The sequence below is a fragment of the Streptomyces rimosus genome, assembly GCF_008704655.1.
Taxonomy (GTDB): domain Bacteria; phylum Actinomycetota; class Actinomycetes; order Streptomycetales; family Streptomycetaceae; genus Streptomyces; species Streptomyces rimosus.
On sequence record NZ_CP023688.1, the window covers coordinates 394,270 to 417,376 of the forward strand.

A 23,107-nucleotide genomic window follows, 5' to 3' on the forward strand; every position below is an offset into this window, starting at 1 on the left:
TGCCCCCGCACCCCCGGTGAGAGGGCACCTCCCCATCCGGCAGGTTCCCACCGGTGCCGGTACGAGGCCAGAGTCCGGCGCGGATACACGTGTACGGTCGTATGGCCGCCCCTGCCCGGCTCGGGCCGTCCCACCCCGAAACCGACGTCTCCCCATTACGTAGGCCCCCGCTTACGTAGTTCTCGCCGACGCGGCACTCCCCTCCCCGGCGGCATGGTGGACAGCACTGCCACGTACCGGCCCCATGGACCCCATGGACCGGACAGGGAAGAGGGGGAATCACTTGCTCAGCACGCGCCCGGCCGTCATGGCTGCCGTACCCACCGTGAGCCGGGTGCGGGTGACGATCACCGCATCCGACCCGATCAGCCGCGAGGGGGTCGTCAGTCAGCTGCGCCGCCACCCGGAGGTCGATCTCTGTGCGGACCCCGGGTCCGCCTCCGTGGCCGTGCTCGTCGTGGGGACGATCCGGGAGAACGAACTGCTGGACGTCATCGAGTGCGGCGCGGGGGCCATCGTCTGACGCCGCGAGGCCACCGCGCACCGGCTGGTGCAGGCGGTGCTGACCGCGGCCGAGGGCGGCGGCGATCTGCCCGCCGACCTGCTGGGCCGGCTGATCAGCCAGGTGGGGCGCCTGCACCGGGGCGGCGGCGACCATCCGGCGGGCGATCCGCTCGGCTGACACCCGCCGGGCCACGAACACCAGCACGCGCCGCGAGGCGTCATCGATCCACTGGGCGTCGTCCACCACACAGCAGACCGGCCCGTGCCTGGCCACCTCGGAGCAGCAGCCCCAGGACGGCGAGGCCGACCGTCAGCGGCTCGGGCGAGGGCTCCGTGCCGAGGCCGAACACCGCCTCCAGCGCCCGCTGCTGTACGGCGGGCAGTCTTCGCCGGTGGTCGAGGACCGGGGCGCACAGCTGGTGCGGCGTCGCGTAGAGAAGATCGCGCTCGAACTCCGTACCGGCGGCCCGCAGCACCTCGAACCCGTCCAGTGCTTCCGCCACGGCGTCGATGAGCGCGGACTTGCCGATGCTCGCCTCCCCCGCCACCACCAGGGCCCCACCACGCCCGTCGGCCGTCGAGGTCACCAAACGATCGAACGCACGCCACTCTGCGTGCCGGGCACCGAGCTGCACCGGAATCGTCCTCCGAGTCATTGCTGGAGGTCTCTCACAATCTTCTTCGTACGGAGCCGGAGCCAGGCCCGGGCCATCCCCTGCGGCAGGCACCGGGCAGGGTGGAGGCGGCCACGGCCGACAGGTTCTTGATGGGACGTGACATTTGGCAGTTGCACGGACTTCTGGGGCTTTTGTGAGACCGCGGAAGCCGTCAACGCCCCGCGGCCCGCCGCCTGGTCGCCGTCGGCGCGACCGACGCCGTCACCTGCGCCGTTGTCACCCCGTACGCTTCTGCTGATCAAGATCGCTCAAAGGCCGCAGGGCCGAAGCAGGGGGGTAAGAACATGACATACCGGCGTGCCGTGATACCGGCGCTCGTCGGAAGTCTGCTGGTCACGTTGTTGCTGTGGTGGGCGGGGGCGAGCGTGCGGGCATTGCAACTTCCGGGCTCCGCGGGTGTGTTCGGCATCGAGACCGTGAACGAGCTGCGGCGCTGGCTCGCGCCCTGGGCGTACGACCCTCCGGCGGGGCCGCTGTCCGGTGGGAGCGCGGACGCGGGTGCGGGCGCCCAGTACGCCGATCTGTACCGCACCGCGATGCACGTCCGATTCGTGGCGGTCTTCGCGTTCTACCTGGCCGGCGCGTTGCTCCTGATCCGCAGGATTCCGCCGACGCAGCGCCGTACACCGGCCACACTGCTCGCACTGTGGGCCTGGGGCCCGGTGGCCGGAACGCTGGCCGTGACGGTCTCCGCGCCATGGCTGATCGCATCCGGGGGACGCGGCAGTTTCCGGGTCCTGCCGCAGCTGGCGAACGTGATCGCGTCGAGCGGGCCGGTCGTGGTGTTCGCTGCGCTGTTGGCTGCTCTGCTCACGGTGGCCGTGGCGCGTATCACCGCCAAGGGCGCGGATCTCCCGCCCCGGCCGGGCGTGCCGATGCGCGCCGCCCGTCTGGCCGCGAGCGCCGGTACCGCGGTGATCGCGCTGTCGCTGGTGGCCCTCTCGTACGAAGCGGTGGCGGCCTGGATTCAGACCTCGTTCGGCGGCGGAGGGATGCTGTCCGAGCCCGGCGATCTGCTGCGCCAATGGCTGCTGCTCGGCGGGTGGTCGGGCCCGGGGAACACGCCGCTCGGCGACTGGCTGCTGTACCGGCTCACCGACGTGCTCGTGCTGGGCGTGGTCTGGTGGGGGCTGCGGCTGCTGCCGGGTCTGCTCACGCGGATCACGGTGCCGGCGATGGCGGTGGGCACGGTCTGCGTGACCGTACTGGGACTGCTGGCCGGCCAGCTGCTGAAGACGGTGATGGACGGCACCGTCAGCGTATGGGGACCCGCGCATCTGTTCTCGAAACTCGGTGACGGGGTCCCGGCCGCCCTCACCTTCGGCGTCATCGCCGGGGTGGTGGCCTTCGTGACACTGCGGCTGGCCGGAGGCCGTGAGGTGACACGTCGTTCCGGTAAGGGAGCGGGCCGTATGTGACACGTGTGCAGGGAGCCGGACGGCTCCCTGCACACCGGTGACGCGGTGGACGGCACCGGCCGCACGGTCAGGAGAAGGCGCTCAGGAGAAGATGGCGTGCACCTGGTCGACCGCTTCCGGTCCGTAACCGACCGCGCCCACGGGAACCGCTCCGTCGATGGCTTCGATGATCCGCCCGGTCCACACCGGGCCGAACCCCCCCCCGCACAGTTCGATCAGTTGGACGCCCTCGCTCACCAGACGGCGGGCGACCTCGATACCCTCCTCGGGCTTCGCCACGCCGACCAGGACACTGCGGCACTCGCCGGTGTCCACCACGCTGACATCGCCGCCGGCGGTACTGCCGGGAGCCGTGTAGATGAAACCGAAATGTGTGAGCGCCATAGGTGTGCATCCCTCGTGCGGTCGTTGATGCCGCCGGCTCACGACGGCCGGGGCGGGGGCTTGCGGAACGCGGATCAAGCTGCCGACGCATGGTACGCGACCGGCTCCGCACCGCCCCGGCCGCCCACGGCGTCAGTCCACCCCCACCACCGTCGGAGCGGGCGGCACCCACCGCTGGTTACGGTGCTGCTGTGAGCGCACCCCGAAGTCAGTCTTCAGTTCCTCCGGGATCGCGTACTGCATGACCCGGCCGCGGGTGAGGGAGCCCAGTTCGAAGGCGGTGAGGAGGTTGCCCGCCTTGTCGAGGGCCCACTCTCCCAAGGGGCTGCTGTCCTCGATGGTCTCCAGCACACCGAGGAGGACGGGGACGGCCTTGGCCGCCGTGTCCCAGGGGCTGCGGGGAATCCGGAGCCAGTCGGCGATGGTCGGGCCCACCAGGAAGCGGATGGTGGCCGGGACGATCGGGTCGAAGAGGGTGCCGGGGACGACGTCCTCGTACATCCGCATCAGCTGGTCGTTGAGCCGGACCCCGTCCTCGGACGGTCCCAGGTTGCGGGTGAGGTAGAGGTCGGCGTACGCGCGGGCCTCGGTGAGGTTCTCCGGGGCCGCCTCCATGTCGCAGCCCAGGATCGACCCGACGACCCGCCACGCGTAGTAGTACGCCTCCGCCCCTTCCTCGCTCATGTGGATGCCGAGGCGGTGCATCGCGTCCAGTACCAGGATCGAGAAGCAGATCTGCCCGCCGATCATGTCCTCCTGGCACAGCGGCGTGCCGTCGCGCTCCGTGTCCCAGCGGCCCGACGTGGTCAGATGGCGGCGCACCGCGGCGTGCAGCAGGCGGACCTTCTGGGCGGCCGGGATGAATTTGCTGCCTTCTTCGAAGGCGTTGGTCTGCATCAGGTACGTGACGAACTGGCCCGTGTTCGCCATCCGGCGCGAGGGATAGTCCATGGAGTGCGTCGAGGCGAGCAGTTTCGCGACGCGCGGTACGGCGTAGGTGGCGGGCATCGCCGCGAAGGAGAGCCCCGTGTTGATGTGTGCGGCGTTGTCCATGAAGAACAGCCGCGCGCGCTCCATGATGTCCCAGTCCACCCACGTGGGCGGCATGCCGGTCGCCTCCAGGTAGGAGGCCGCCGAGGGCGGCAGACCTTGCGGCAGTTTGTTGCCCGCGGTGCTGAAGAAGCGCATGAGCGTGTTGAAGTCGCGTACCTCGCCGCGCTCGAACATGGCCGTGACGGTCGCGTCGGCGAGCGGGTCGCCTTGCAGGCGCAGCGCGTCCAGGGTGGCGTCGGTGTACCGTGCGGCCGGCTCGGTGGTCTCGGTGGTCACTGGCTCCTCGTTTCTCTCGCTGTCACGGGGCCGGTTGCCCCTGCTGTCACAGGGACCGGTTGGTCGCCGAGTCCGCCAGCGTGCGGAGCGCCGCGCGGGCCTCCGGCGGCAGCGGCACGGAGTCCAGGGCCGCGCGGGCCCGCGCGATCCGCTCCTGGATCATGTCCTCGATGCGCCGGCGGGCGCCGCTGCGCTCCATCCACTGCCGTACGAGGGCGGCGTCGGCCTCGTCCAGCGCCGGTTTGCCCAGCGCCTCGCGCAGCTGCTGCCCCTGGTCGGCGGACAGCAGTGCGGCGGTGAGCGCGAGCAGCGCGGTGGGCTTCTTGTCCCGCAGGTCGTCAAGGTTCGACTTGCCCGTCTCGGCCGGGTCGCCGAAGACGCCCAGCAGGTCGTCACGGAGCTGGAACGCCTCGCCCAGTGGCATCCCGTACGCGGTGAAAACGGCGAGCACCCTCGGGGACGCGCCGCCGAGAGTCGCGCCCATGTGCAGGGGCCGTTCCACGGTGTACTTGGCCGTTTTGTACCGGGCCACTTCCAGCGATTCGGCGACCTTGGGGACGACGCCTCCCGTCCGCAGCACCTCCAGGAATTCGCCCGCGATGGTTTCGCGCAGCAGCGACGACCACAGGGGCACCGTCCGCGCCACATACGCCCCGGGCAGGCCGCAGGTGGCGAAGACCTGTCCCGCGTATCCCATCAGCAGGTCGCCGAGCATCATGGCGAGCGCGGCGGAGCGTTCCTGGCGCACCTCGTGGGGTGCTCCGGGCGCGGTGCCCCAGGCAGGGGCACCGCTCTCGGCGAAGGCGACGTGGGCCGTGGGGGCGCCGTGCCGCAGGCGGCTGTCGTCGATGATGTCGTCGTGGGTGCACGCGGCCGCGTGCACCAGTTCCATGGCGGCCGCTGCCTTGACCACGCCCTCGCAGTCCGGCTGGCCGGAGGCGCGCCAGCCCCAGTACAGGAAGGCGGCGCGCAGCCGCTTGCCGCGCGTCAGCGAGGCGCGCAGCTGCCGGCACAGCGGGGCCAGTTCGTCCGATACGCGGAGCAGTTCGGCTTCTTCCTCGTCGACCAGCCGCCGCAGGCACGTATCGATCCTCTTCTTGAGCTCTCCGGTGTCATGCATGCGGCCCGCCGGCCCGCCGCACGGCCCGGCAGGCCATCAGCTCCAGGTAGTTGTCGGTCTCCGGGCCGACACGCCGGGCGGCCAGCTCACCGCGGGTGCGCAGTTCGTCCACCCCGTCGGCGAGCAGTTCCCGCAGGTCGGAGCGGCGCAGCAGTCCTTGGCCCCGTTCGGCGGCCTGGCGTACGTGGTCGAGCACGAGGTCGGCGGCGCCGACCGCGAGCAGGAGGGCCTGTTCCAGTCCGGCGGCGGTGTGCCGTGCGGCCGCGCCGAGGGGCGGGGTGTCGCGTTGTTGTCCCTGTTCGGGCATGTCCGGTGCTCCTGTGCGGTGAAGTCCTGTGGGGAGCTTTCAGTGAACCGGCCGGCGGCGGAGCACACGGGGCTTCGGGCGCCCCGTCCCCCGTGCGAGATCATCGTTTCCTGCGAAAGAGTGATGATCGGCCCGTTGTTCGGTCATCATCGGTGCGGCGCCAGAGCCATCCGGCCGGAGTTCCCGGACCTTGCCGCCCGGTCCCGTTGCCCGTACGGGCGGGAAACGGGCCACGGTTCGGGCACGGCGGACGCCGGGCCGGACGCTCCGGGCACCGCCCCGCGCGCCCGGCCCGCGGCATGGCACGTCGGCGTACGAAGCCGAAGCGGGCGGCCCCGCCAACTCGGTCACGCTGCCCGCCCACACGGACACCCCGGTCGTGCTCCCGCGGCGTTACAACGTCTTCTGTGGCGTGTTCCCCCGCGCGCCCGGGGCGAACGCCCCAGCTCACAGCACGTGAACGTGAGGAGTCACACCGTGGAGACACCGCTGCCGCTGACCGGGCGCGCCAAGGACTCCCGTGCCGTACCGGCCCGTTCGGCGCGACAGGCCGAGGAGTTCCTCGACGCCCTTTACGAACGGCACGGATCGGCCCTGCTGGGCTTCGCGGCCCGGCTGCTGGACGGCGACCGGCACCGCGCGGAGGACGTCTTGCAGGAGGTGGCGTTCCGCGCCTGGCAGCGCGCCGACGACCTCGATCCGACGACGAACGCGCTGCGCCCCTGGCTGTTCACCGTGGTCCGCAACCTGGTCATCGACGGTCACCGCTCGCGCAAGGCCCGGCCCGCCGAGGTCGGCGCCGCCGAGGTGCCCGTTTCGCCCGTACCCGACGGGGTCGACCGCGCCCTGACCCGGCGGGTGGTGGTCGAGGCCATGCGGGAGCTGGCACCGAACCACCGCGAGGTGCTGGTGCACGTGTACTTCATGGGACGCAGCCTCGCGCAGACGGCGGAAGTGCTGGGGGTGCCGCCCGGTACCGTCAAGTCGCGGGTGTACTACGCGATGCGCGCGCTGCGCGACGGGCTCAGCAGCCGCGGCCTGACCGCCGCCTGACCGCCCTGGTCGTCGCGCCTCCGTCAGCCGGCCTCACGGCGCGCCGTCACACGCGCAGAACCTGCGGGCCCAGCAGCGAGTAGCGGTGTGCTTCGCCCTGCGGCAGCCGGGTGTCGGTGACGATGGCCTCGAAGTCCGCCGGCTCGGCGAAGCGGCACAGGCTCACCGCGCCGAACTTGGTGTACACGCCGGAGAAGATCCGGCGCCGGGCCGCCCGTACGGCCTGCTGTTTGACCTGGCTCACCGCCGGGTCGGGGGTGGTGAGGCCGTACTCCCGGGAGATGCCGTTGGCGCCGATGTACGCCAGGTCGACGACGAACTCGGACAGCATGCCCGCCGCCCAGTGGTCGGCCGTGGCCACGGTGCCGCCGCGCACCCGGCCGCCCAGCAGCACCACGGTGACGCTGGGCCGGGCGGCCAGCAGCGCAGCGGTGGCCAGGGAGGCCGTGATCACGGTGAGCGGGCGGTCCACGGGCAGCGCCGCGGCGATGAGCTGCGGGGTGTAGCCCTCGTCGATGAAGACGCTCTCCGCGTCGCTGAGCATCGACGCCGCGGCGGACGCGATCCGGATCTTCTCCGACAGGTGCATGGTGGTACGGAAGGCCAGGGTCGATTCGTACCCCGCGCTCTCCACCGGATACGCGCCTCCGTGCGTACGCCGCACCAGTCCGTGCTCCTCCAGCACCCGCAGGTCCCGCCGTACGGTCTCCTTGGCCACCCCGAGATCCGCGGCGAGCTTGCCGACGTCCACCGATCCCGCCTCGCGGGCGGCCTCCACGATGCGGCGCCGGCGCTCCTCGGCCTCCACTGCGCACCCCCGATCCCGGACGCCGGCGACCGGGCGCTCCGCACTCGTGCCGACTGCTCAACTGGTGTGTGGCATACCGCCGTTTCCTTCCCCCGTACGGCCCTGGCCCCACTTCCTACCGGTATCCGGGCCGCCCGGTCCGGCCCGTCGCACCACACATCTTGCCCGAACGTGCCCGTTCTCGTACGGGAAGGGCCGTTGCCCGGCCCGCTCCGGGCACGGGCCGCCCGTACCGGGCGTGCCCGATCGCCCCGTGCGCACGACCACTTGCTGTCCGACCCGTCCGGGCCCGCGCAGGCGTGATTCGAAGTCAGCCCCGGGGCGGCGGCAGCAGATCAGCGTGGTGGACGGTGTATCCGCCCTTGGTGACGGGGGCGTACGGGGCCGGTGCCATACAGGTGCCGACCTGCGCCTCCGGCGTTTCGGCGGTGCCGCCCGGCAGCAGGTTCACCATCTCCCAGGAGAATCCCACCCGGTCGCGCGAGCGGCCCTGGTCCGCGCCGCCGTCATGGACGCTGAACCCCAGCCGCTTGCCCACCCAGGGCGGTCCCCCGGCGCTGACCTTGGTGATGACGGCGGTCAGCGTGGCGGTGTGCGGGCCGGTGACCAGGCAGTCCACCCGGCCTTCCGAGGTGTACGTGATGTCCCGCCCGGCCGAGTAGTGGGAAACCTTCACCGTGCCGCGGGCATCGGTGGGCAGGCCGGTGGGAATTCCGGGGAGCGGCTTGCTGTAGGGCGCGGCGTGCGCGTCGAAGGTGAACGAGCGGACGTCATCGTCCTTGACATACGGCAGCGTGAACTCCGCGCTGCCGGTCACACTCGCGTACGCGGGTCTCGCCTCCCGGCTGCCGGCGTTGGCGCCGGCCGACGTGGCACACGCCGTACTCAGGGTGCTCATCGTGGCGAGGGCCGTAAGGGAGACGGTCACCTTACGACGGATGACAGAACGCATGGGGATTCTCCTGGTGTCCGGGGGAAGTGCGCCGCGCGGCCGCATCATCGTTGCTGATCAGCGGCCGTCTCCCCATCCACCTGGAGTCGTCACTGCCACGCTCGCGTTTCCCCCGCCGGGCACCACGCCGTCATCCGCAGGTCGCACACCGGGCCCGCGGAGTCGCCGGGTCCAGGACCGGCGCGGCGGACGGATGCCGCGGTACTCCCAGTCGCCGCCGAGGGCCGTGGACAGGTCCCTCCTCCGAGGCGGTCGGCTGGGCGCCGCAGTCGTTCCGTATGGGCGTCAGGCCCGCCACGATGTGGTTGGTCAGCCGTCCCAGGCCCTCCGCCTCGACGTCCACGACGTGGACGCCCAGCAGGACGCGTTCGACCTCGCGGTGGCGCGGCACGCGCCGGCGAGTGAACTGCCGCTGCTGGCCGTCTGCCGGGGCTCCAGGTCGTCAACAACGTCGCTCTGGGCGGGACGCTGCGTCAGGATGTGGGCGGCGAGGAGGCGGGCCGCCGGCATCGCGTTCACCGCGTCGCGCTCGCGGCGGGGTCGGTGATCGCCAAGGCGATGGCGGGAGCGAGGGCGACGGCCAGGGCCACAGCGACGGCCGCGGCAGGGCCTCCGGAAGCCGCAGGGGAAGCCGACAAGGTGGAGGTCTCGTGCTATCTCCACCAGTGCCTGGACCGGCTGGGCGACGGCCTCGCGGTCACCGGGCGCGCGGCGGACGGCACCGTCGAAGCCCTCGAACTGCCGGGCCACCGCGCCTGGTTCACGGCGGTCCAGTGGCAGCCCGAGGACACGGCGGCCTCCGACGCCGGGCAGCAGGGGCTGTTCGGCGCGCTGGTGGAGGCGAGCCGGGGGCGGGTTTCCTGACCGGCGGTGCCGGGCCGGAGGCCGGGGCGCCCGCGGTCACCGCCTCAGCTCCGCGAAGAGCGGCGTCCGCTGCGCCGCGGGTGCGGGTCGGCGCCGTCGAGGAGGGCGAGTCGCCGCTCCTCCCCGTTCTCCTCCGTCTGCATCACGATCTTCCGCAGCAGATCGGCCAGTGTCCCGCACTCCTCGTCGGTCAGCCGCTCGGCGACGAACACCTCCTCCGCGTTGAACGCGGGGAAGACCTCGGCCATCAGCTGCTCGCCCCGCTCCGTCAGCCGCAGCAGCACCAGGCGCCCGTCGGAGGGGTGGCTGTTGCGTTCGAGGAGGCCCCGGCTCTGGAGCGTACGGGACACCCCCGTCAGGGTGCCCTTGGAGATGCCCGCCTCCTCCGCGACATGGCGGGTCTCCATCTCGCCCCGGATCCAGACGACCCACAGCACGACGAACGAGGTCCAGGTCAGTTCGGCGCCCCGCAGCACGGAGTTCTCGAAGTGCTGCCGCACCGCGGCGGCGGCACGGTAGATGTTCGCCACCGCGACCATCTGCGTGTGCCGGACCGGTGTGTCGCCCAGTTTGGCCTGTACGGCCTTCTCGGTCTCCCGGAGAGAACGGTGCACCGTCACGTCGTGTTCTCCCCGCATCTCTCGCCGTTTCCCGCGGTCCTCCGCCGGGTTGTGTCCGCTCCCGTACGACCGTTGCCGTTCGCGACCCTTACGGACTCAGACGATAACCCGCATCGCGCCGGCCCTCCCGATCTCGTCGACGAATCCGACCTCCCCCCTGGCCCGCCTCGAACTGCGGGTGATGTTCGAAGAACTCCTCCCCCGCCTCTCCGACACCCGCCGCACGGCCGAGCCCCGCTACGTCCGCTCCAACTTGGTCAACGGGCTGAAGGAGCTGGCGGTGGAGGTCACGTTGGCGTAGGCACCGCGCCGTCAGCGGAAGACGCGCGTGGCCGCCTCCCGTATGGCCTCGGCCAGTTCCGCGGGAGCGGTGAGGTGGGCCGTGTGCCCCTGCCCGGCGAGCGTGACGATCCGTGCGTCGGGCAGGGCGGTCGCCAGGTCGGCCAGGCGCTCCCGTAGGTGGGCCGGGCTTTTGTCGCCCTGTAGGAGGGTGGTCGGCACATGGAGCCGTTGGAAGCGCTCGACGCCGACTCCCAGCGCGTCGAGCGCGTCGATGTCGGCGAAGCCCGCTGCCGCCTTCGCGGTGAACGCGGCCCGCGCCTTCGGGTCCGCGACCATCGTTTCGACCAGGTCAGCGGGTTCGCGGACGATGTACCGCAGATGGATCCGCATCGCCTCGCGGGCGTCTCCCGCCTCGAACGCCGCACGGGCGCGCCGGGCCGCCTCCCCTCCGGCCAGGGACCGGGTGGACACCGGCGGTTCGTAGAGGAACAGGCCCGCCAGTGCCTCGGGCGCACGCACCGCCGCTTCGAGCGCGGCGACCGCGCCCGAGGAGTGACCGGCCAGCAGCGGGGGCCGGCCGAGGAGCCCGGCGATCGCCAGAATGTCCGCCGCTTCGACGGCCGTCGAGTAGTACGGCGGGGTCGTCGCCCCGGGGACGTAGATACGGCGGGCGATCCTGACCACCCGGAAGCCGTCGGCCAGCGACCGTATGACGCCGTCCCAGGACGCGGTGCCGCCACCGCCCCCGTGCACGAGGAGCAGCGGCGGTCCTTCGCCGTCGTCGAGGGCCGTGATCGGTGTGCCACCGACGGACGTTGCGACAAGCTCGGCCATGCGCACCATTGTGCGCCACGGGGAAAACCGCGCGCCCCCTACGCTGACGGCATGGCGATCACGTACGAGTGGCGGGGCGACTTCGAGAACGCGGCCGTCAACCGGCTGCACGCGGAGGGCTTCGGCCACCGGGGCCTGGACATCGACTGGGTGGCGCAGGTCCACCGGCACAGTCTCGGCTGGGTGTGCGCCCGGCGCGACCGTGACGGTGAACTCGTCGGCTTCGTCAATGTCGCGTGGGACGGTGGTGTCCACGCGTTCGTCCTGGACACCGTGGTGACGGCGGACATGCGCCGTTCCGGGATCGGTGCCGGGCTGGTCGCCGCGGCCGTCGGGGGCGCCCGGGCGGCGCGGTGCGAATGGCTGCACGTCGACTTCGACGACGAACTGCGCACGTTCTACTTCGACGCCTGCGGGTTCCAGCCGACGAACGCGGGTCTCATCGCACTCTGAGAACATCCGGCCGGACGAAAAGAAGCGCGGAAGAATGTGTTTTCCGGAAGGCGGGATTCAGGACGCGCCCGGTCGGCCGCGAACTTACCGGTGGGAACACTAGGCGTTCCTCTAGTGCCTTCCGGCCATGATTGGCCCGTCTTTCCGTGCTCCCGCGGGGCGGGTTTTCCGGGGTTCTTCCCAAGGCCGCCCAAGGGGATTACGGGGAGGCGTTGACTCCTCACGCACGGGAATGGTGATCACGCGGCCGGAGTCGCCTCGCCCTTACCGCTGCACTGCCGACCCGCCTTTTCCGGAGGCTCCCCGTGAAGGAAATACTGAACGCTATTCAGGCGCCGGACACCACGGCCGCCGACTTCGCCGCGCTGCCGCTGCCCGAGTCGTACCGCGCGATCACCGTCCACAAGGACGAGACCGACATGTTCGAGGGGCTCGCGGGGTGCGACAAGGACCCGCGCAAGTCGCTGCACCTCGACGAGGTGGCCGTCCCCGAACTCGGTCCCGGCGAGGCCCTGGTGGCCGTCATGGCGTCCTCGGTGAACTACAACAGCGTCTGGACCTCGATCTTCGAGCCGCTGCCGACGTTCGGGTTCCTGGAGCGGTACGGCCGGCGCAGCGAGCTCGCCAAGCGGCACGACCTGCCGTACCACGTCATCGGCTCCGACCTGGCGGGCGTCGTGCTGCGCACCGGGCCCGGCGTCACCGTCTGGAAGCCCGGTGACGAGGTCGTCGCGCACTGCCTGTCCGTCGAGCTGGAGAGCGCGGACGGCCACGGTGACACGATGCTCGACCCCGAGCAGCGCATCTGGGGCTTCGAGACCAATTTCGGCGGTCTCGCCGAACTCGCGCTGGTGAAGTCGAATCAGCTGATGCCCAAGCCCGGCCATCTCACGTGGGAGGAGGCGGCGGCCTCCGGGCTGGTGAATTCCACCGCGTACCGCCAGCTGGTGTCCCGCAACGGCGCGGGCATGAAGGTCGGTGACAATGTGCTGATCTGGGGCGCGAGCGGCGGACTCGGTTCGTACGCGACGCAGTTGGTGCTGGCCGGCGGCGGCACACCCGTCTGTGTGGTGTCCAACGACCAGAAGGCGGAGATCTGCCGGTCCATGGGCGCGGAAGCGGTCATCGACCGCAACGCCGAGGGGTACCGGTTCTGGAAGGACGAGCAGACGCAGGACCCCCGGGAGTGGAAGCGGTTCGGCAAGCGCATCCGCGAGCTGACCGGCGGCGAGGACGTGGACATCGTTTTCGAGCACCCGGGGCGGGAGACGTTCGGCGCGAGTGTGTTCGTCACGCGCAAGGGCGGCACGGTCGTCACCTGCGCCTCCACCTCGGGCTACCAGCACCAGTACGACAACCGCTATCTGTGGATGTCGCTCAAGCGCATCGTGGGCTCGCACTTCGCCAACTACCGCGAGGCGTGGGAGGCCAACCGCCTGATCGCCAAGGGCAGGATCCACCCGACGCTGTCCCAGACCTACCCCCTGAGGGAGACCGGGCAGGCGGCGTACGACGTGCACCGCAACCTCCACCAGGGCAAGGTCGGCATTCTGGCGCTCGCTCCCGAGGAAGGACTCGGCGTACGGGACGCCGAGTTCCGGGCGCGGCACGCCAGCGCCATCAACCGCTTCCGCGGGACGCTGGAGGACTGATCCGCACCATGCCTGAGGGGGCCGGCCCTTGCGGGACGCTGTTGGTTTATTCGGTCCCTCGCGTGACGTCGGTCTCCACGATCCGGTTGTGGTCGTGGAGACCGACGTTGTTGTGTGGGGTGGGTGTCGATGTCGATGCGTCCGAGTGGGCCGGGGGAGATTCCGGCGGAGACGGTGCGGGTGGCCCGGGCGGCGTTTGCGAAGGGAAGCCTGGCGATCCGGGTCCGGGACGAGCTGGGGCCGATGTTCCGGGACGAGGACTTCGCGGATCTGTTCGCCTCACGAGGCCGGCCTGCCTGGTCTCCGGCCGGTCTGGCGCTGGTGTCGGTGCTCCAGTTCGTGGACGGGCTGACCGACCGCCAGGCCGCGGAAGCGGTGCGGGCGCGGATCGACTTCAAGTACGCCCTCGGGCTGGAACTGGGCGATCCCGGCTTCGACTTCTCGGTGCTGTCGGAGTTCAGGGACCGGCTGGCCGGGGCCGATGGAGGGCGCCGGGTCATGGACGGTGTGCTGGTGGCAGCCCGCGAGAAGGGGCTGCTCAAGAGCGCGGGCCGGGCCCGCACCGACTCCACGCACATCTTGTCCTCGGCACGGCAGCTGAACTGGCTGGAGCTGGTCGCGGAGACGCTGCGATCGGCTCTGAACGCACTGGCCCAGGCTGCCCCCGGCTGGCTGGCCGAAGCCGCCGAGCCGGACTGGTTCCGGCACTACGCGACCCGGGCCGAGGAGTCCCGGTTCCCCAAGGGCCGTGCCAGGCGGGACGAGGTGGGCCTGCGGATCGGCAGGGACGGGATGCGGCTGCTGGAGGAGGTCTTCGCCACCGTTGCACCGCACCGGCTTCGCGCACTCGATGAGGTGGAGATCCTGCGGCAGGTCTGGGTCCAGCACTTCCACATGGTGGAGGGCGAGGTGGCCAGGCGGGACCCAAAAGACCGTCCGCCGGGCATGATGCGCCTGGTCACCCCGTATGACCGCGAGGCCCGTGGCAGCGTGAAGCGGGACATCATGTGGGACGGCTACAAGGTCCATCTCACCGAGATCTGCGAGGCGGACGCCCCGAACCTGATCACGAACGTGGCCACCACCGTCGCCACCGTCTCGGACAGCGTGATGAGCCAGTCGATCCACGCGGGCCTCGCCGACCGCGACTGCCTGCCCGGCGAACACTGGGTCGATGCCGGTTATCCCACCGCCACTCAAGTCCTGGCCGCCCGCACCGAGCATGGCGTCGCGCTGCACGGGCCCATGGCTGCCAACACGTCCGCCCAGTCCGCGGGCCCCTACGGCCTGGACGCATTCACCGTCGACTGGGACCAGCAGCAGGTGGCCTGCCCCGGCGGCGTCACCACGACCCAGTGGTATCCGCGCACGGACTCCAAGGGCCTCGCGGTCATCCGCGTGCGGTTCCGCCACAGCGAGTGTCGCCCCTGTCCCCACCGGCACGAGTGCGTGGGCTCGGCTACCGGCCAGCGCCGGGAGATCATGCTGCGTCACCGGGAGGAACACGAGATCATCCGACACAGCCGCGCCGAGCAGCAAACCGATGCCTGGAAGGACCGTTACAAGATCCGTGCCGGGGTCGAGGGCAGCATCTCCCAAGCAGTCGGGCGCTGCGGCCTGCGCAGATCCCGCTACCGGGGCCTGACAAAGACCAGCCTCCAGCACCAGCTCACCGGAGCCGCGATCAACCTTGCCCGCATCGACGCCCACCTCACCGGCACACCCCGAGCCCGCACCCGCACCAGCCACTTCGCAGCACTGTGCCCCGCCGAGATGACGCTCGACGGGGCACAAGCAGGGACCGAATAAACCAACAGCGTCCTTGCGGGACCGGCCCCCTCAGCCATGAACGGCGGGGTGCGGGTGCTCCGGAAAGCACCCGCACCCGCCCCCTCAGTGCTCCGCGTCCATCAGCCGGAACAGGTCCTCGTCGCTGGCCGACGTCAGGTCCAGGGGCCCGCCGGAACCGGTGTCCGTAGTGCCGTCCCGCCCCGCCGCCATCGCCTTCAGCCGTGCCACCGCCTCCGCCGAGACCTCCGCGCCGGCCGTGAGCAGGGACTCCAGCTCGGCCACGACCGAGTCCACGTCGCGTGCGGCGGTGGCCGGGCGCGCGAGGCGTTCGCGTACGAGGCGGACGACCGCGTTCGGGGTGGGGTGGTCGTAGACGAGCGTGGCGGGGAGCCGCAGGTCCGTGGCCGCGATGAGGCGGTTGCGGAGCTCGACGGCGTTCACCGAGTTGATGCCCATCTCCTTGAAGGTGTGGGTGCCTTCGCTGTCGAGCGGTTCCTGGCCGCCGAGCACGGCCGAGGTCTCGGCGAGCACCAGGGAGCGTACGTACGCGTCCTGTTCGGCGTCTTCGAGACCGGCCAGCCGGGCTTCCAGGCCCGACGGCTCCTCCGCATCGGCCGCCGGCGCGCCCGCGCCGATCGCGGCACCCACGAAACCGGCCTCGGCGGCCGCACCCGGCCCCGCCGCCAGCCAGAACCGCCGCCGCTGGAACGCGTACGTCGGCAGGTCGACGGGCCGGGCCCCGGGCAGCACCGCGTCCCAGTCGACGGGTGCGCCGTGGGTGTGCACCCGGGCGGCCGCGGAGAGCAGGATCTGCCGGTCCGGTACGCCGGAGCTCAGGCTCGGCACCACGGCGGTTCCGTGCTGCGGGCCGGCCGCCTCCAGGCACTCGTCGATCATGGGGGTGAGCAGCGGCTCGGCGCCCAGCTCCAGGAAGCCGGTGACGCGCTCCTCCCGGAGCCGGCCGATCGCGTCCTTGAAGCGCACGGGCTGCCGCACGTGCCGTACCCAGTGCTCAGGGTCGCGCGCCTCCTCGTCGGTCAGCGGGCGGCCGGTGACGGTGGAGACGAGGGGGATGGTGGGCGTGCCGTAGGCCAGCGTGCGGACGACCGCGCGGAACTCCCCCAGGATGGGGTCCATCAGCGGTGAGTGGGCCGCGACCCTCATGGGGATGCGGTGGGTCTTGTGGCCGGCGTCGCGGAGCCGGTCCGTGAGGGCGATGAGCGGGGCCTCGGCACCGGAGAGTACGAGGGAGTGCGGCCCGTTGACGGCCGCGATCGAGACCGAGCCGGTCGTCTCCTCGGCGAGCCACCCCCGCACCTCGTCCTCCGAGATGCGCACCGCCACCGTCGCGCCGCCGACCGGCAGCGAGCTGATCAGCCTGCCCCGGGAGGCCACCAGGGCGCAGGCGTCCTGGAGGGTGAGGATGCCGGTGACATGCGCGGCGGCGATCTCGCCGGCCGAATGGCCCGCGAGACGGTCCGGGGCCATGCCCCAGGACTCGTACAGCCGGTAGAGGGCGACCTGGAGGGCGAACAGCGAGGGCTGCGAGAACTCGGCGTTGTGCAGCAGCGTCGCCTCCTCGGAGTCGGCGTCCGCCCACATCACCGAGGTCAGCGGACGTGCCAGCAGCGGGTCGAGGGTGTCGCACACCTCGCGCAGCGCCTCCCCGAACACGGGGAACGCCTCGGCCGCCCCGCGCCCCATGCCGGGGTGCTGGCCGCCCTGTCCGGAGAAGACGAAGGCCAGGCCGCCCGGCGCGGAATCGAGCGGGGTGACGTCCGCGGCCCGCTCCCCGCGCCCGAACGCGGCCGTCGCGGACAGCATCCGGTCCCGGTCGGAGCCGCTGACGACGGCCCGGTGCCGGTGCCGGGTGCGGGTGGTGGCCAGGGCGTGGGCGATGTCCTGTGTGCGCAGGCCGGGGTGAGCGGTCACGTGCTCGGCCAGGCGGCGGGCCTGTTCGCGCAGCGCCGTCCGGCTCCGTGCGGAGAGCACCCACGGTACGGCGGTGTCGTCGGCCGGTTCCGATCCGGGCGCGCTCTGCGTCCCGTCCGGGGCCTCCTCCAGGATCACGTGGGCGTTGGTGCCGGTGAGCCCGAAGGACGACACTCCTGCCCGCCGCGTGTGCCCGCTCTCCTGGGGCCAGGGCTGCGCCTCGGTCAGCAGCCGTACCGCCCCGGCGGACCAGTCGACCTTGGTGGAAGGAGTCTCCACGTGCAGCGTCCTGGGCAGGACGCCGCGGCCCAGCGCGAGCACCGTCTTGATGACCCCGACGACCCCGGCAGCGGCCTGTGTGTGCCCGAGGTTGGACTTCACCGACCCCAGCCACAGCGGCCGTCCCTCCGGCCGCTCCTGGCCGTAGGTGGCCATCAGGGCCTGGGCCTCGATCGGGTCGCCGAGCGGAGTGCCGGTGCCGTGCCCCTCCACCGCGTCCACGTCCCGCGGCGTCAGACCGGCGTCGGCCAGGGCCTGGCGGATGACGCGCTGCTGCGCGGGGCCGCTCGGGGCGGTGAGCCCGTTGGAGGCGCCGTCCTGGTTCACCGCGGAGCCCCGTACGAGCGCCAGTACACGGTGTCCGTTGCGGCGGGCGTCGCTCAGCCGCTCCAGCAGCAGCAGTCCCGCGCCTTCCGCCCACGCGGAGCCGTTCGCGGTGTCCGCGTACGCCTTGGCGCGCGAGTCGGTGGCGAGCGCGCGCAGCCGGGCGAAGTGGGTGAAGGGCGCCGGGGTCGCCATGACGGTGACGCCGCCGGCCAGCGCCAGGTCGGTCTCGCCCGACCGCAGGGAGCGGCAGGCCAGGTGCAGGGCGACGAGGGAGGACGAGGAGGCGGTGTCGACGGTCAGCGCGGGGCCTTCGAGGCCGTAGGTGTAGGCGATGCGCCCGGAGATCGCGCTGTTGGCGGCCCCGGTGGTGAGCGTGCTCTCCCACTCGCTGGGGACGGCGGACGCGAGAGCGCCGTAGCCGCGCTCCATCGCGCCGGTGAACACGCCCGTACGGGTGCCCTTCAGGGACGCCGGGTCGATGCCCGCCCGCTCGAAGGTCTCCCAGGCCGCCACCAGGAGCAGGCGCTGCTGCGGGTCGGTGGCCGTCGCCTCGTGGTCGGACAGGCCGAAGAAGCCCGCGTCGAAGTCGCCCGCGCCGGGCAGGAAGCCGCCTTCGCGTGCGTAGCAGGTGCCCGGCCGGTCGGGGTCCTCGTCGAAGAGGCGGTCCAGGTCCCAGCCGCGGTCGTCCGGGAAGGGCCGCATCGCGTCGGTTCCGCCGGCCAGCAGCTCCCACAGGGCGTCGGGAGAGTCGGCGCCGCCCGGCAGGCGGCAGGCCATGGCGACGATCGCCACCGGATCGGCCTCGTCGGCCGGGAACCTCCGCGCCTCCTCCGCCGTCTTCCCCGATGCCGCCGCCGAAGCCGGGTCGTTCTGCTCGGCCAGTGCGTGCGCCACGGCCCGCGGCGTCGGGAAGTCGAAGGCCAGCGTGACCGGGAGGGACAGCCCGGTCTCCTCCCGCAGCAGGTTGCGCAGCCGCACCGCGAGGACGGAGTCGAGGCCGAGCCGGCGGAATTCGGTGTCGGGGAATTCCGGCGCACCGACGGCGGGGCCGGCCGGGTCGCCGCTGCTGCCGAGGACCTGGCCGACGCAGTCGCGTACCAGTTCCAGCGCCTCTTCGGCCGTCTCCGGCGGGACCGCGCCGAGACGGGCCGCCACGGGCGTCGCTTCCAGGCCGGTGCGCAGCTGCTCCTTGAGTGCCCTGCGGTCGAGCTTCCCCGCGGGGGTGAAGGGCAGCTCGCGCACGGTGACCAGTTCGAGGGGGATCTTGTGGTCGGCGAGTCCCCGCCGGCGCAGGAACGCGGTCACCTCGGTCAGCCCGATCGTACGGTCCGCGCGGTCGGTCACGACCAGGCACGGGTACTCGCCGAGCCGGTCGTCCGGCGCCCCCGCCACGGCCAGCGGGCCCAGGCCCGCGAGCTCCGCGAGCAGGCTCTCGATTTCGGTGGCGCCGAACTTCCGGCCTCCGGTGGCGATCACTTCGGCCGCCCGGCCGTGCAGGACGACCACGCCGTCCGCGTCGATGGCGGCGATGTCGCCGGTCCGCAGCCAGCCGTCGTCGGTGAGGGCCGAGCGCGTCAGCTCCGGCTCGCGGAAATAGCCGCGGAACATCGCCGGGCCCTGGTACTGGAGCTCGCCCGTCTCCCCCGCCGCGCACTCCGCGCCGTGCTCGTCGACGACCCGTACGCGCACGCCGTCGACCGGTTCTCCCACGCTGCCGTCGGGGTGGTGGGCCCGGGTTGCGGTGCCGGTGCCGATCTCGGACATGCCCCACACCACGACCGGTTCGCAGTCGAGGGCGGCGCGTATCTGTGCGGCGAGCGCGGGTGCGAGGGCGGCGCCCGCCGTACGCACCTGGTGCGGCGCGAAGCCCGCCGGCTCGCCCGCCCTGGCGAGTCGCGCGACGATGTCCCGCAGTTGGGCGGGTACGGCGAAGACGACGCGGGGGTTGTGCTCCCGCGCCAGCTCCAGGAAGCGGTCCACGTCCCAGCCGGTGAGCAGGACCTGCGTCCGGGCGGCGAACAGCGCCGTGTGCAGGGACTGGAGCCCGAACAGGTGGGTCATCGGGCAGGCGGTCAGGACCGTGCCGCCGAAGGCGTCGGCGGCATCGGCCACGACGGCCGCGGTGTTCGCCAGCAGGCCGCCGTGGGTGTGCACGCACAGCTTGGGCCGCGCCGAGGTGGTGCCGGACGAGGGGATCAGGGCGAGCGGCATGTCGGGGGTGAGGTGCACCGGCCGGGGCTCGCTGCCCGTCCAGGCTGCCCGCAACCCGTCCAGCGCCCCGATCCCCGGCTCCTCGCACTCCGCCTCCGACGCCCCGGCCAGCAGCACGCCGCGCAGCGTCGGCACGCTCTCCAGGAGCGAGCGGGCCGTTGCCGTGCCCTCGCTCCCGGAAGCCGACAGGACGAGGAGTACGGGTTCCGCGCGGGTCAGCAGCGCGTGGACCTCCGCGGTCGGGGTGCCCTCGTGGACGGGCAGCAGTACGGCGCCGACGGCCGCGACGGCCAGGTGCAGGGTCTGGAACTCCCAGCTGTTCGGCAGCCGCACCGCCACCACGTCACCGGGCCCGACGCCCGATTCCTGGAGGCCACGGGCCAGCGCGCGGACGTCCGCCCGCCACTGCGCCCAGGTCCGCGAACGGTCCCCGTCCACGATGGCCACCGCGTCGGGGGCGGCCCTCGACGCGGTCTCGAACACCTCGGGCAGCGTGTGGCCGCCCCGTACCTCCGCCGCGTCGGTGGGCGGCTGGATCACGTAGTCAGCTGTGTGGACGGGCACCATCACTCCCGGATCGCTCTGAGCACTCTCGTCGGTCGGTGGGCGGGCCGGGGTTCGGACACGAGCTCCTGCCCGGGCGGGCGTCAGCCCTCGTGCACGGTGATGGCCCCGGACGGGCACAGGGCACCGGCCAGTTTGGCGGCGGCCTCCTGGTCGGCGCCGGGCTCGGCGAGAAGGGTGACGAGCCCGTCGTCGTCCTGGTCGAAGACCGCGGGCGCGTTCAGTACGCACTGGCCCGCCCCGACGCAGCGGTCGGAGTCAACGGTGATACGCATGTCGGGTTTCTCTCCTGCGGTGGATGGGGGCCGCCCGGCGGCCGGTGAGGCGTGCCGCCGGGCGGGCGCGGGTTCTCTGGTCAGGTCACCAGCGGACGGGCAGCTCGTGCAGGCCGTAGAGCACGCCGTCGTACTTGATGTTCAGTCCGTCCTCGGGCACGTCGAGCCGGAGGTTGGGAATGCGCTCGAAGAGCTTGCGGTACGCGACCTCCATCTCGACCCGTACCAGGTTCTGCCCCAGGCACTGGTGTACGCCGTAGCCGAAGGCCACATGGCCGCGGGCGGAGCGGGAGGGGTCGAACGCGTGGGGGCACGCGAAGAGTTCCTCGTCGTGATTGGCGGCGGCGACCAGCGGCACGATGCCCTCGCCCGCCTTGATGTGCTGCCCGGCGATCTCCACGTCCTCGACGGCCACCCGCAGGGACACCAGGTCGGCGACCGAGTGGAAGCGCAGGGTTTCCTCGACGGCCCGTTCGTCACCGATCCACTGGGGATTCTTCAGCAGGGTGACCACACCGAGCGCGATGTTGTTGGCCGTGGTCTCGTGGCCGGCGATGAGCAGCAGCATCAGTACGCCGGACATTTCGTGGGCACCGATGGCGCCGGTGGCCAGCAGCCGGGTGACGATGTCGTCGCCGCCCCAGTTCTTCTTGATCTCGATCAGCCGGTTGATGTACCGCATGAGGTCCTTGCCGGCGGCCAGGCGGTCCTCGTCGGAGTACGCACGGAACGAGACCAGGACGCGGGTCCTGGATTCGAAGAACTCGCGGTCGGCGGGCGGCACGCCGAGCAGTGCCGAGATCACCAGGGAGGGAATGGGCAGGGTGAAGTCGGCGACGAGGTCGGCGGTGTTGCCCGCGGCCAGCATCGCGTCCAGTTGCGCGTCCACCGTGCGCTCGATCGCGGGTTTCATCGCGCGGACGCGCCGCACGGTGAACTCCGGGATGAGGGCCTTGCGGAACCGGTCGTGTTCGGGCGAGTCCATTCCCACGAACCAGCCGGGTATCTGGTCCTGCCTGGGTACGCCGATCGTCTCGCCGACATTGGGAAAGCCCGGGTGCTGGGGGTTGGAGCTGATGGCCGGGTTGGTCAGGACGGCGCGTACGTCCTCGTGCCGGGTGACCAGCCACACCCGTTTGCCGTCGGGCAGGTGCGAGAGCACCAGCCCCTTCTTGTCGCGGTAATCGGCGTATTCGGGCGGCGGGAAGGGTATGCCGGGCGCGCGCAGCGGAAAGTCGACGACCAGCGGGTCCGTTCCGTGCCCGGTCGAATCCGTCGTGTCCGTGGCCCCGGCCGTCGCTCCCGTGACCGGGCAGGTGGCCGGCGCGGCCGGTTCGGTGTGCGTCATGGGTGGAATTCCCCTTTCGGACGGGCCGTCAGCCGACGCCGTAGAAGGCGCGGACCCGGTCGATCACGAAGTCCTGGTCGCCGGCGGTCAGTCCGGTGTGGGTGGGCAGGTACAGTCCGTCCTCGGCGAAGGTGTTCGCCTTGAGCGAGGGCCAGTCGGGGTGGAAGTACATGGGCTGCCGGCTCATCGGCTTGAAGAACAGCCGGGTCTCGATGGACTCCCCGGCCAGGAATTCCCGCAGTTCCTCGCGGCGTTCGGCGCGCAGGTCGTACATCCACAGCACGTCCCGCGGCGGCATCAGCGTGATACCGGGGACATCGGCCAGCCCCTCGTCGTAGCGCTTCTCGATTCCGCGGCGCACTTCGAGGATGTCGTCCAGGCGCTCGGTCTGGGCGAGCGCGACGGCGGCCTGCATGGCCGTCATGCGGTAGTTGTACGCCACCTTCTTGTGCAGGAAACTGTGGTCCTTGGTGAACGCCATGGCCCGCAAGTGCTGCATCTGCCCGGCGAGTTTCGGGTCGTCGGTGAGGCAGATACCGCCCTCCCCCGCCGTGATGATTTTGTTGGCGAACAGCGAGTAGCACGCGATGTCACCGACCGGCCGAATGCCGTGCGCTTCGGCGCTGTCCTCCACGACCCGCAGGTTGTACTGGTACGCAATGTCCATGATCGCGTCCATGTCGCACCGCCGGCCGTAGATGTGCACCGGCATCACGGCCTTCGTGCGCGCCGTGATCTTCTCCTCGATACGGGTGACGTCGATGTTGAGGTCGTCCCCGCAGTCCACGAACACGGGCGTGGCGCCGGTGTAGGTGACCGCCCATGCCGAGGCGATCATCGTGAATTCCGGGACGATGACCTCGTCCCCCGGGCCGATGCCCAGCGCCCGCAGCGCGAGGGTGAGCGCCGCCGTTCCCGAGGAACAGGAAACGCCGTGCGCGATGCCGTTGTAGTCGGCGAAGGCACGCTCGAACCGCCCGACCATCGGGCCCTGGGAGGAAATCCACCCGTCCTCGACGGCACCGGTCAGATACGCCAGCTCGTTGCCCTCCAGAGCGGGCCTGGACACGGGATACTTGAACGACATCCGCTGTCTCTTCCTTGCCTTTTCGTGGTCCACGGA

At 71.6% G+C, this 23,107-nt stretch carries 19 protein-coding genes and 3 pseudogenes; 8 read left to right on the forward strand and 14 right to left on the reverse strand.

Going from position 1 to position 23,107, the window contains the following annotated elements; genetic code table 11:
• Window positions 1-307 precede the first annotated feature (307 nt).
• Window positions 308-679: pseudogene (locus tag CP984_RS01620) on the forward strand (DNA-binding response regulator); the annotation flags it as partial.
• A gap of 43 nt (window positions 680-722) precedes the next feature.
• On the opposite strand, the gene CP984_RS01625 reads toward CP984_RS01620, so the two are convergent.
• Complete coding sequence (locus CP984_RS01625; RefSeq protein ID WP_106963015.1) at window positions 723-1,160, reverse strand: AAA family ATPase; 438 nt, start codon at window positions 1,158-1,160, stop codon at window positions 723-725.
• Window positions 1,161-1,465: 305 nt separating this feature from the next.
• Here CP984_RS01625 and CP984_RS01630 point away from each other — a divergent pair, with 305 nt between their 5' ends.
• The gene (locus CP984_RS01630; protein WP_003980506.1) at window positions 1,466-2,599 is read left to right on the forward strand and encodes a hypothetical protein; all 1,134 of its coding nucleotides are present in this window, start codon (window positions 1,466-1,468) and stop codon (window positions 2,597-2,599) included.
• A gap of 81 nt (window positions 2,600-2,680) precedes the next feature.
• Here the strand turns inward: CP984_RS01630 and CP984_RS01635 are convergent, their stop codons facing one another.
• The 4 genes from CP984_RS01635 to CP984_RS01650 form a co-directional block, all read right to left on the reverse strand.
• Entirely contained in the window at window positions 2,681-2,983 is a 303-nt protein-coding gene (locus CP984_RS01635) for a DUF6506 family protein (RefSeq protein WP_030183192.1), read from the reverse strand.
• A gap of 132 nt (window positions 2,984-3,115) precedes the next feature.
• Entirely contained in the window at window positions 3,116-4,312 is a 1,197-nt protein-coding gene (locus CP984_RS01640) for an oxygenase MpaB family protein (RefSeq protein ID WP_003980504.1), read from the reverse strand.
• A 46-nt stretch (window positions 4,313-4,358) separates the two neighbouring features.
• Entirely contained in the window at window positions 4,359-5,432 is a 1,074-nt protein-coding gene (locus tag CP984_RS01645) for a polyprenyl synthetase family protein (RefSeq protein WP_003980503.1), read from the reverse strand.
• The gene (locus CP984_RS01650) at window positions 5,425-5,739 is read right to left on the reverse strand and encodes a hypothetical protein (RefSeq protein ID WP_003980502.1); all 315 of its coding nucleotides are present in this window, start codon (window positions 5,737-5,739) and stop codon (window positions 5,425-5,427) included. Before CP984_RS01650 ends, CP984_RS01645 begins: the two co-directional genes overlap by 8 nt.
• Before the next feature lie 477 nt (window positions 5,740-6,216).
• Between CP984_RS01650 and CP984_RS41790 the strand changes: the two genes are divergently transcribed.
• Window positions 6,217-6,792, forward strand: a complete 576-nt coding sequence (locus CP984_RS41790; RefSeq protein ID WP_003980501.1) for a sigma-70 family RNA polymerase sigma factor — start codon at window positions 6,217-6,219, stop codon at window positions 6,790-6,792.
• 46 nt (window positions 6,793-6,838) lie between these two features.
• On the opposite strand, the gene CP984_RS01660 is transcribed toward CP984_RS41790, so the two are convergent.
• The 3 genes and pseudogenes from CP984_RS01660 to CP984_RS41795 all read right to left on the reverse strand — a co-directional run.
• The gene (locus tag CP984_RS01660) at window positions 6,839-7,600 is read right to left on the reverse strand and encodes a DeoR/GlpR family DNA-binding transcription regulator (protein ID WP_003980500.1); all 762 of its coding nucleotides are present in this window, start codon (window positions 7,598-7,600) and stop codon (window positions 6,839-6,841) included.
• Window positions 7,601-7,910: 310 nt separating this feature from the next.
• Entirely contained in the window at window positions 7,911-8,552 is a 642-nt protein-coding gene (locus tag CP984_RS01665; RefSeq protein ID WP_003980499.1) for a hypothetical protein, read from the reverse strand.
• A gap of 177 nt (window positions 8,553-8,729) precedes the next feature.
• Window positions 8,730-8,898: pseudogene (locus tag CP984_RS41795) on the reverse strand (fumarylacetoacetate hydrolase family protein); the annotation flags it as partial.
• On the opposite strand from CP984_RS41795, the pseudogene CP984_RS01670 reads away from it, so the two are divergent.
• Window positions 8,890-9,416 (forward strand): annotated as a pseudogene (locus CP984_RS01670) (gamma-glutamyl-gamma-aminobutyrate hydrolase family protein); the annotation flags it as partial. The pseudogenes CP984_RS41795 and CP984_RS01670 overlap by 9 nt on opposite strands.
• Before the next feature lie 44 nt (window positions 9,417-9,460).
• Here the strand turns inward: CP984_RS01670 and CP984_RS01675 are convergent.
• On the reverse strand, window positions 9,461-10,054 hold the full coding sequence (locus tag CP984_RS01675) for a MarR family winged helix-turn-helix transcriptional regulator (protein WP_003980496.1): 594 nt from the start codon (window positions 10,052-10,054) through the stop codon (window positions 9,461-9,463).
• A gap of 163 nt (window positions 10,055-10,217) precedes the next feature.
• Between CP984_RS01675 and CP984_RS01680 the strand changes: the two genes are divergently transcribed.
• Complete coding sequence (locus CP984_RS01680) at window positions 10,218-10,337, forward strand: hypothetical protein (protein WP_003980495.1); 120 nt, start codon at window positions 10,218-10,220, stop codon at window positions 10,335-10,337.
• Between the two features lie 11 nt (window positions 10,338-10,348).
• Here CP984_RS01680 and CP984_RS01685 read toward each other — a convergent pair whose 3' ends face one another.
• Window positions 10,349-11,152, reverse strand: coding sequence for an alpha/beta fold hydrolase (locus tag CP984_RS01685; protein ID WP_003980494.1), 804 nt, complete (start codon window positions 11,150-11,152; stop codon window positions 10,349-10,351).
• Between the two features lie 51 nt (window positions 11,153-11,203).
• Here CP984_RS01685 and CP984_RS01690 point away from each other — a divergent pair, with 51 nt between their 5' ends.
• From CP984_RS01690 to CP984_RS01700, 3 genes are all read left to right on the forward strand, one after another.
• Window positions 11,204-11,605, forward strand: a complete 402-nt coding sequence (locus CP984_RS01690) for a GNAT family N-acetyltransferase (protein ID WP_003980493.1) — start codon at window positions 11,204-11,206, stop codon at window positions 11,603-11,605.
• Window positions 11,606-11,910: 305 nt separating this feature from the next.
• Window positions 11,911-13,257, forward strand: coding sequence for a crotonyl-CoA carboxylase/reductase (gene ccrA / locus CP984_RS01695; protein WP_003980492.1), 1,347 nt, complete (start codon window positions 11,911-11,913; stop codon window positions 13,255-13,257).
• 129 nt (window positions 13,258-13,386) lie between these two features.
• Window positions 13,387-15,066 carry an IS1182-like element ISSdi1 family transposase gene (locus CP984_RS01700; RefSeq protein ID WP_076611972.1) on the forward strand — a complete coding sequence of 560 codons (1,680 nt, stop codon included), beginning with the start codon at window positions 13,387-13,389 and terminating at the stop codon, window positions 15,064-15,066.
• 84 nt (window positions 15,067-15,150) lie between these two features.
• Here the strand turns inward: CP984_RS01700 and CP984_RS01705 are convergent, their stop codons facing one another.
• The 4 genes from CP984_RS01705 to CP984_RS01720 all read right to left on the reverse strand — a co-directional run bounded on the left by CP984_RS01705 (window position 15,151) and on the right by CP984_RS01720 (window position 23,071).
• Complete coding sequence (locus tag CP984_RS01705; protein WP_003985472.1) at window positions 15,151-20,364, reverse strand: type I polyketide synthase; 5,214 nt, start codon at window positions 20,362-20,364, stop codon at window positions 15,151-15,153.
• An 80-nt stretch (window positions 20,365-20,444) separates the two neighbouring features.
• Window positions 20,445-20,636, reverse strand: coding sequence for a ferredoxin (locus tag CP984_RS01710; RefSeq protein WP_003985473.1), 192 nt, complete (start codon window positions 20,634-20,636; stop codon window positions 20,445-20,447).
• An 85-nt stretch (window positions 20,637-20,721) separates the two neighbouring features.
• Complete coding sequence (locus CP984_RS01715; RefSeq protein WP_003985474.1) at window positions 20,722-21,984, reverse strand: cytochrome P450; 1,263 nt, start codon at window positions 21,982-21,984, stop codon at window positions 20,722-20,724.
• Between the two features lie 28 nt (window positions 21,985-22,012).
• Complete coding sequence (locus CP984_RS01720; RefSeq protein ID WP_003985475.1) at window positions 22,013-23,071, reverse strand: DegT/DnrJ/EryC1/StrS family aminotransferase; 1,059 nt, start codon at window positions 23,069-23,071, stop codon at window positions 22,013-22,015.
• Window positions 23,072-23,107: the final 36 nt, after the last annotated feature.

Bases quoted from the DNA above. Each gene is read 5' to 3' on its own strand.
- CP984_RS01690 (WP_003980493.1), top strand. From the start codon at position 11,204: ATGGCGATCACGTACGAGTGGCGGGGCGACTTCGAGAACGCGGCCGTC.
- CP984_RS01645 (WP_003980503.1), bottom strand. From the start codon at position 5,432: ATGCATGACACCGGAGAGCTCAAGAAGAGGATCGATACGTGCCTGCGG.
- CP984_RS01685 (WP_003980494.1), bottom strand. From the start codon at position 11,152: ATGGCCGAGCTTGTCGCAACGTCCGTCGGTGGCACACCGATCACGGCC.
- CP984_RS01650 (WP_003980502.1), bottom strand. From the start codon at position 5,739: ATGCCCGAACAGGGACAACAACGCGACACCCCGCCCCTCGGCGCGGCC.
- CP984_RS01635 (WP_030183192.1), bottom strand. From the start codon at position 2,983: ATGGCGCTCACACATTTCGGTTTCATCTACACGGCTCCCGGCAGTACC.
- CP984_RS01710 (WP_003985473.1), bottom strand. From the start codon at position 20,636: ATGCGTATCACCGTTGACTCCGACCGCTGCGTCGGGGCGGGCCAGTGC.
- CP984_RS01720 (WP_003985475.1), bottom strand. From the start codon at position 23,071: ATGTCGTTCAAGTATCCCGTGTCCAGGCCCGCTCTGGAGGGCAACGAG.
- CP984_RS01630 (WP_003980506.1), top strand. From the start codon at position 1,466: ATGACATACCGGCGTGCCGTGATACCGGCGCTCGTCGGAAGTCTGCTG.
- CP984_RS01715 (WP_003985474.1), bottom strand. From the start codon at position 21,984: ATGACGCACACCGAACCGGCCGCGCCGGCCACCTGCCCGGTCACGGGA.
- CP984_RS01665 (WP_003980499.1), bottom strand. From the start codon at position 8,552: ATGCGTTCTGTCATCCGTCGTAAGGTGACCGTCTCCCTTACGGCCCTC.
- CP984_RS01625 (WP_106963015.1), bottom strand. From the start codon at position 1,160: ATGACTCGGAGGACGATTCCGGTGCAGCTCGGTGCCCGGCACGCAGAG.
- CP984_RS01705 (WP_003985472.1), bottom strand. From the start codon at position 20,364: ATGGTGCCCGTCCACACAGCTGACTACGTGATCCAGCCGCCCACCGAC.
- CP984_RS01675 (WP_003980496.1), bottom strand. From the start codon at position 10,054: ATGCGGGGAGAACACGACGTGACGGTGCACCGTTCTCTCCGGGAGACC.
- CP984_RS01700 (WP_076611972.1), top strand. From the start codon at position 13,387: ATGTCGATGCGTCCGAGTGGGCCGGGGGAGATTCCGGCGGAGACGGTG.
- CP984_RS01680 (WP_003980495.1), top strand. From the start codon at position 10,218: ATGTTCGAAGAACTCCTCCCCCGCCTCTCCGACACCCGCCGCACGGCC.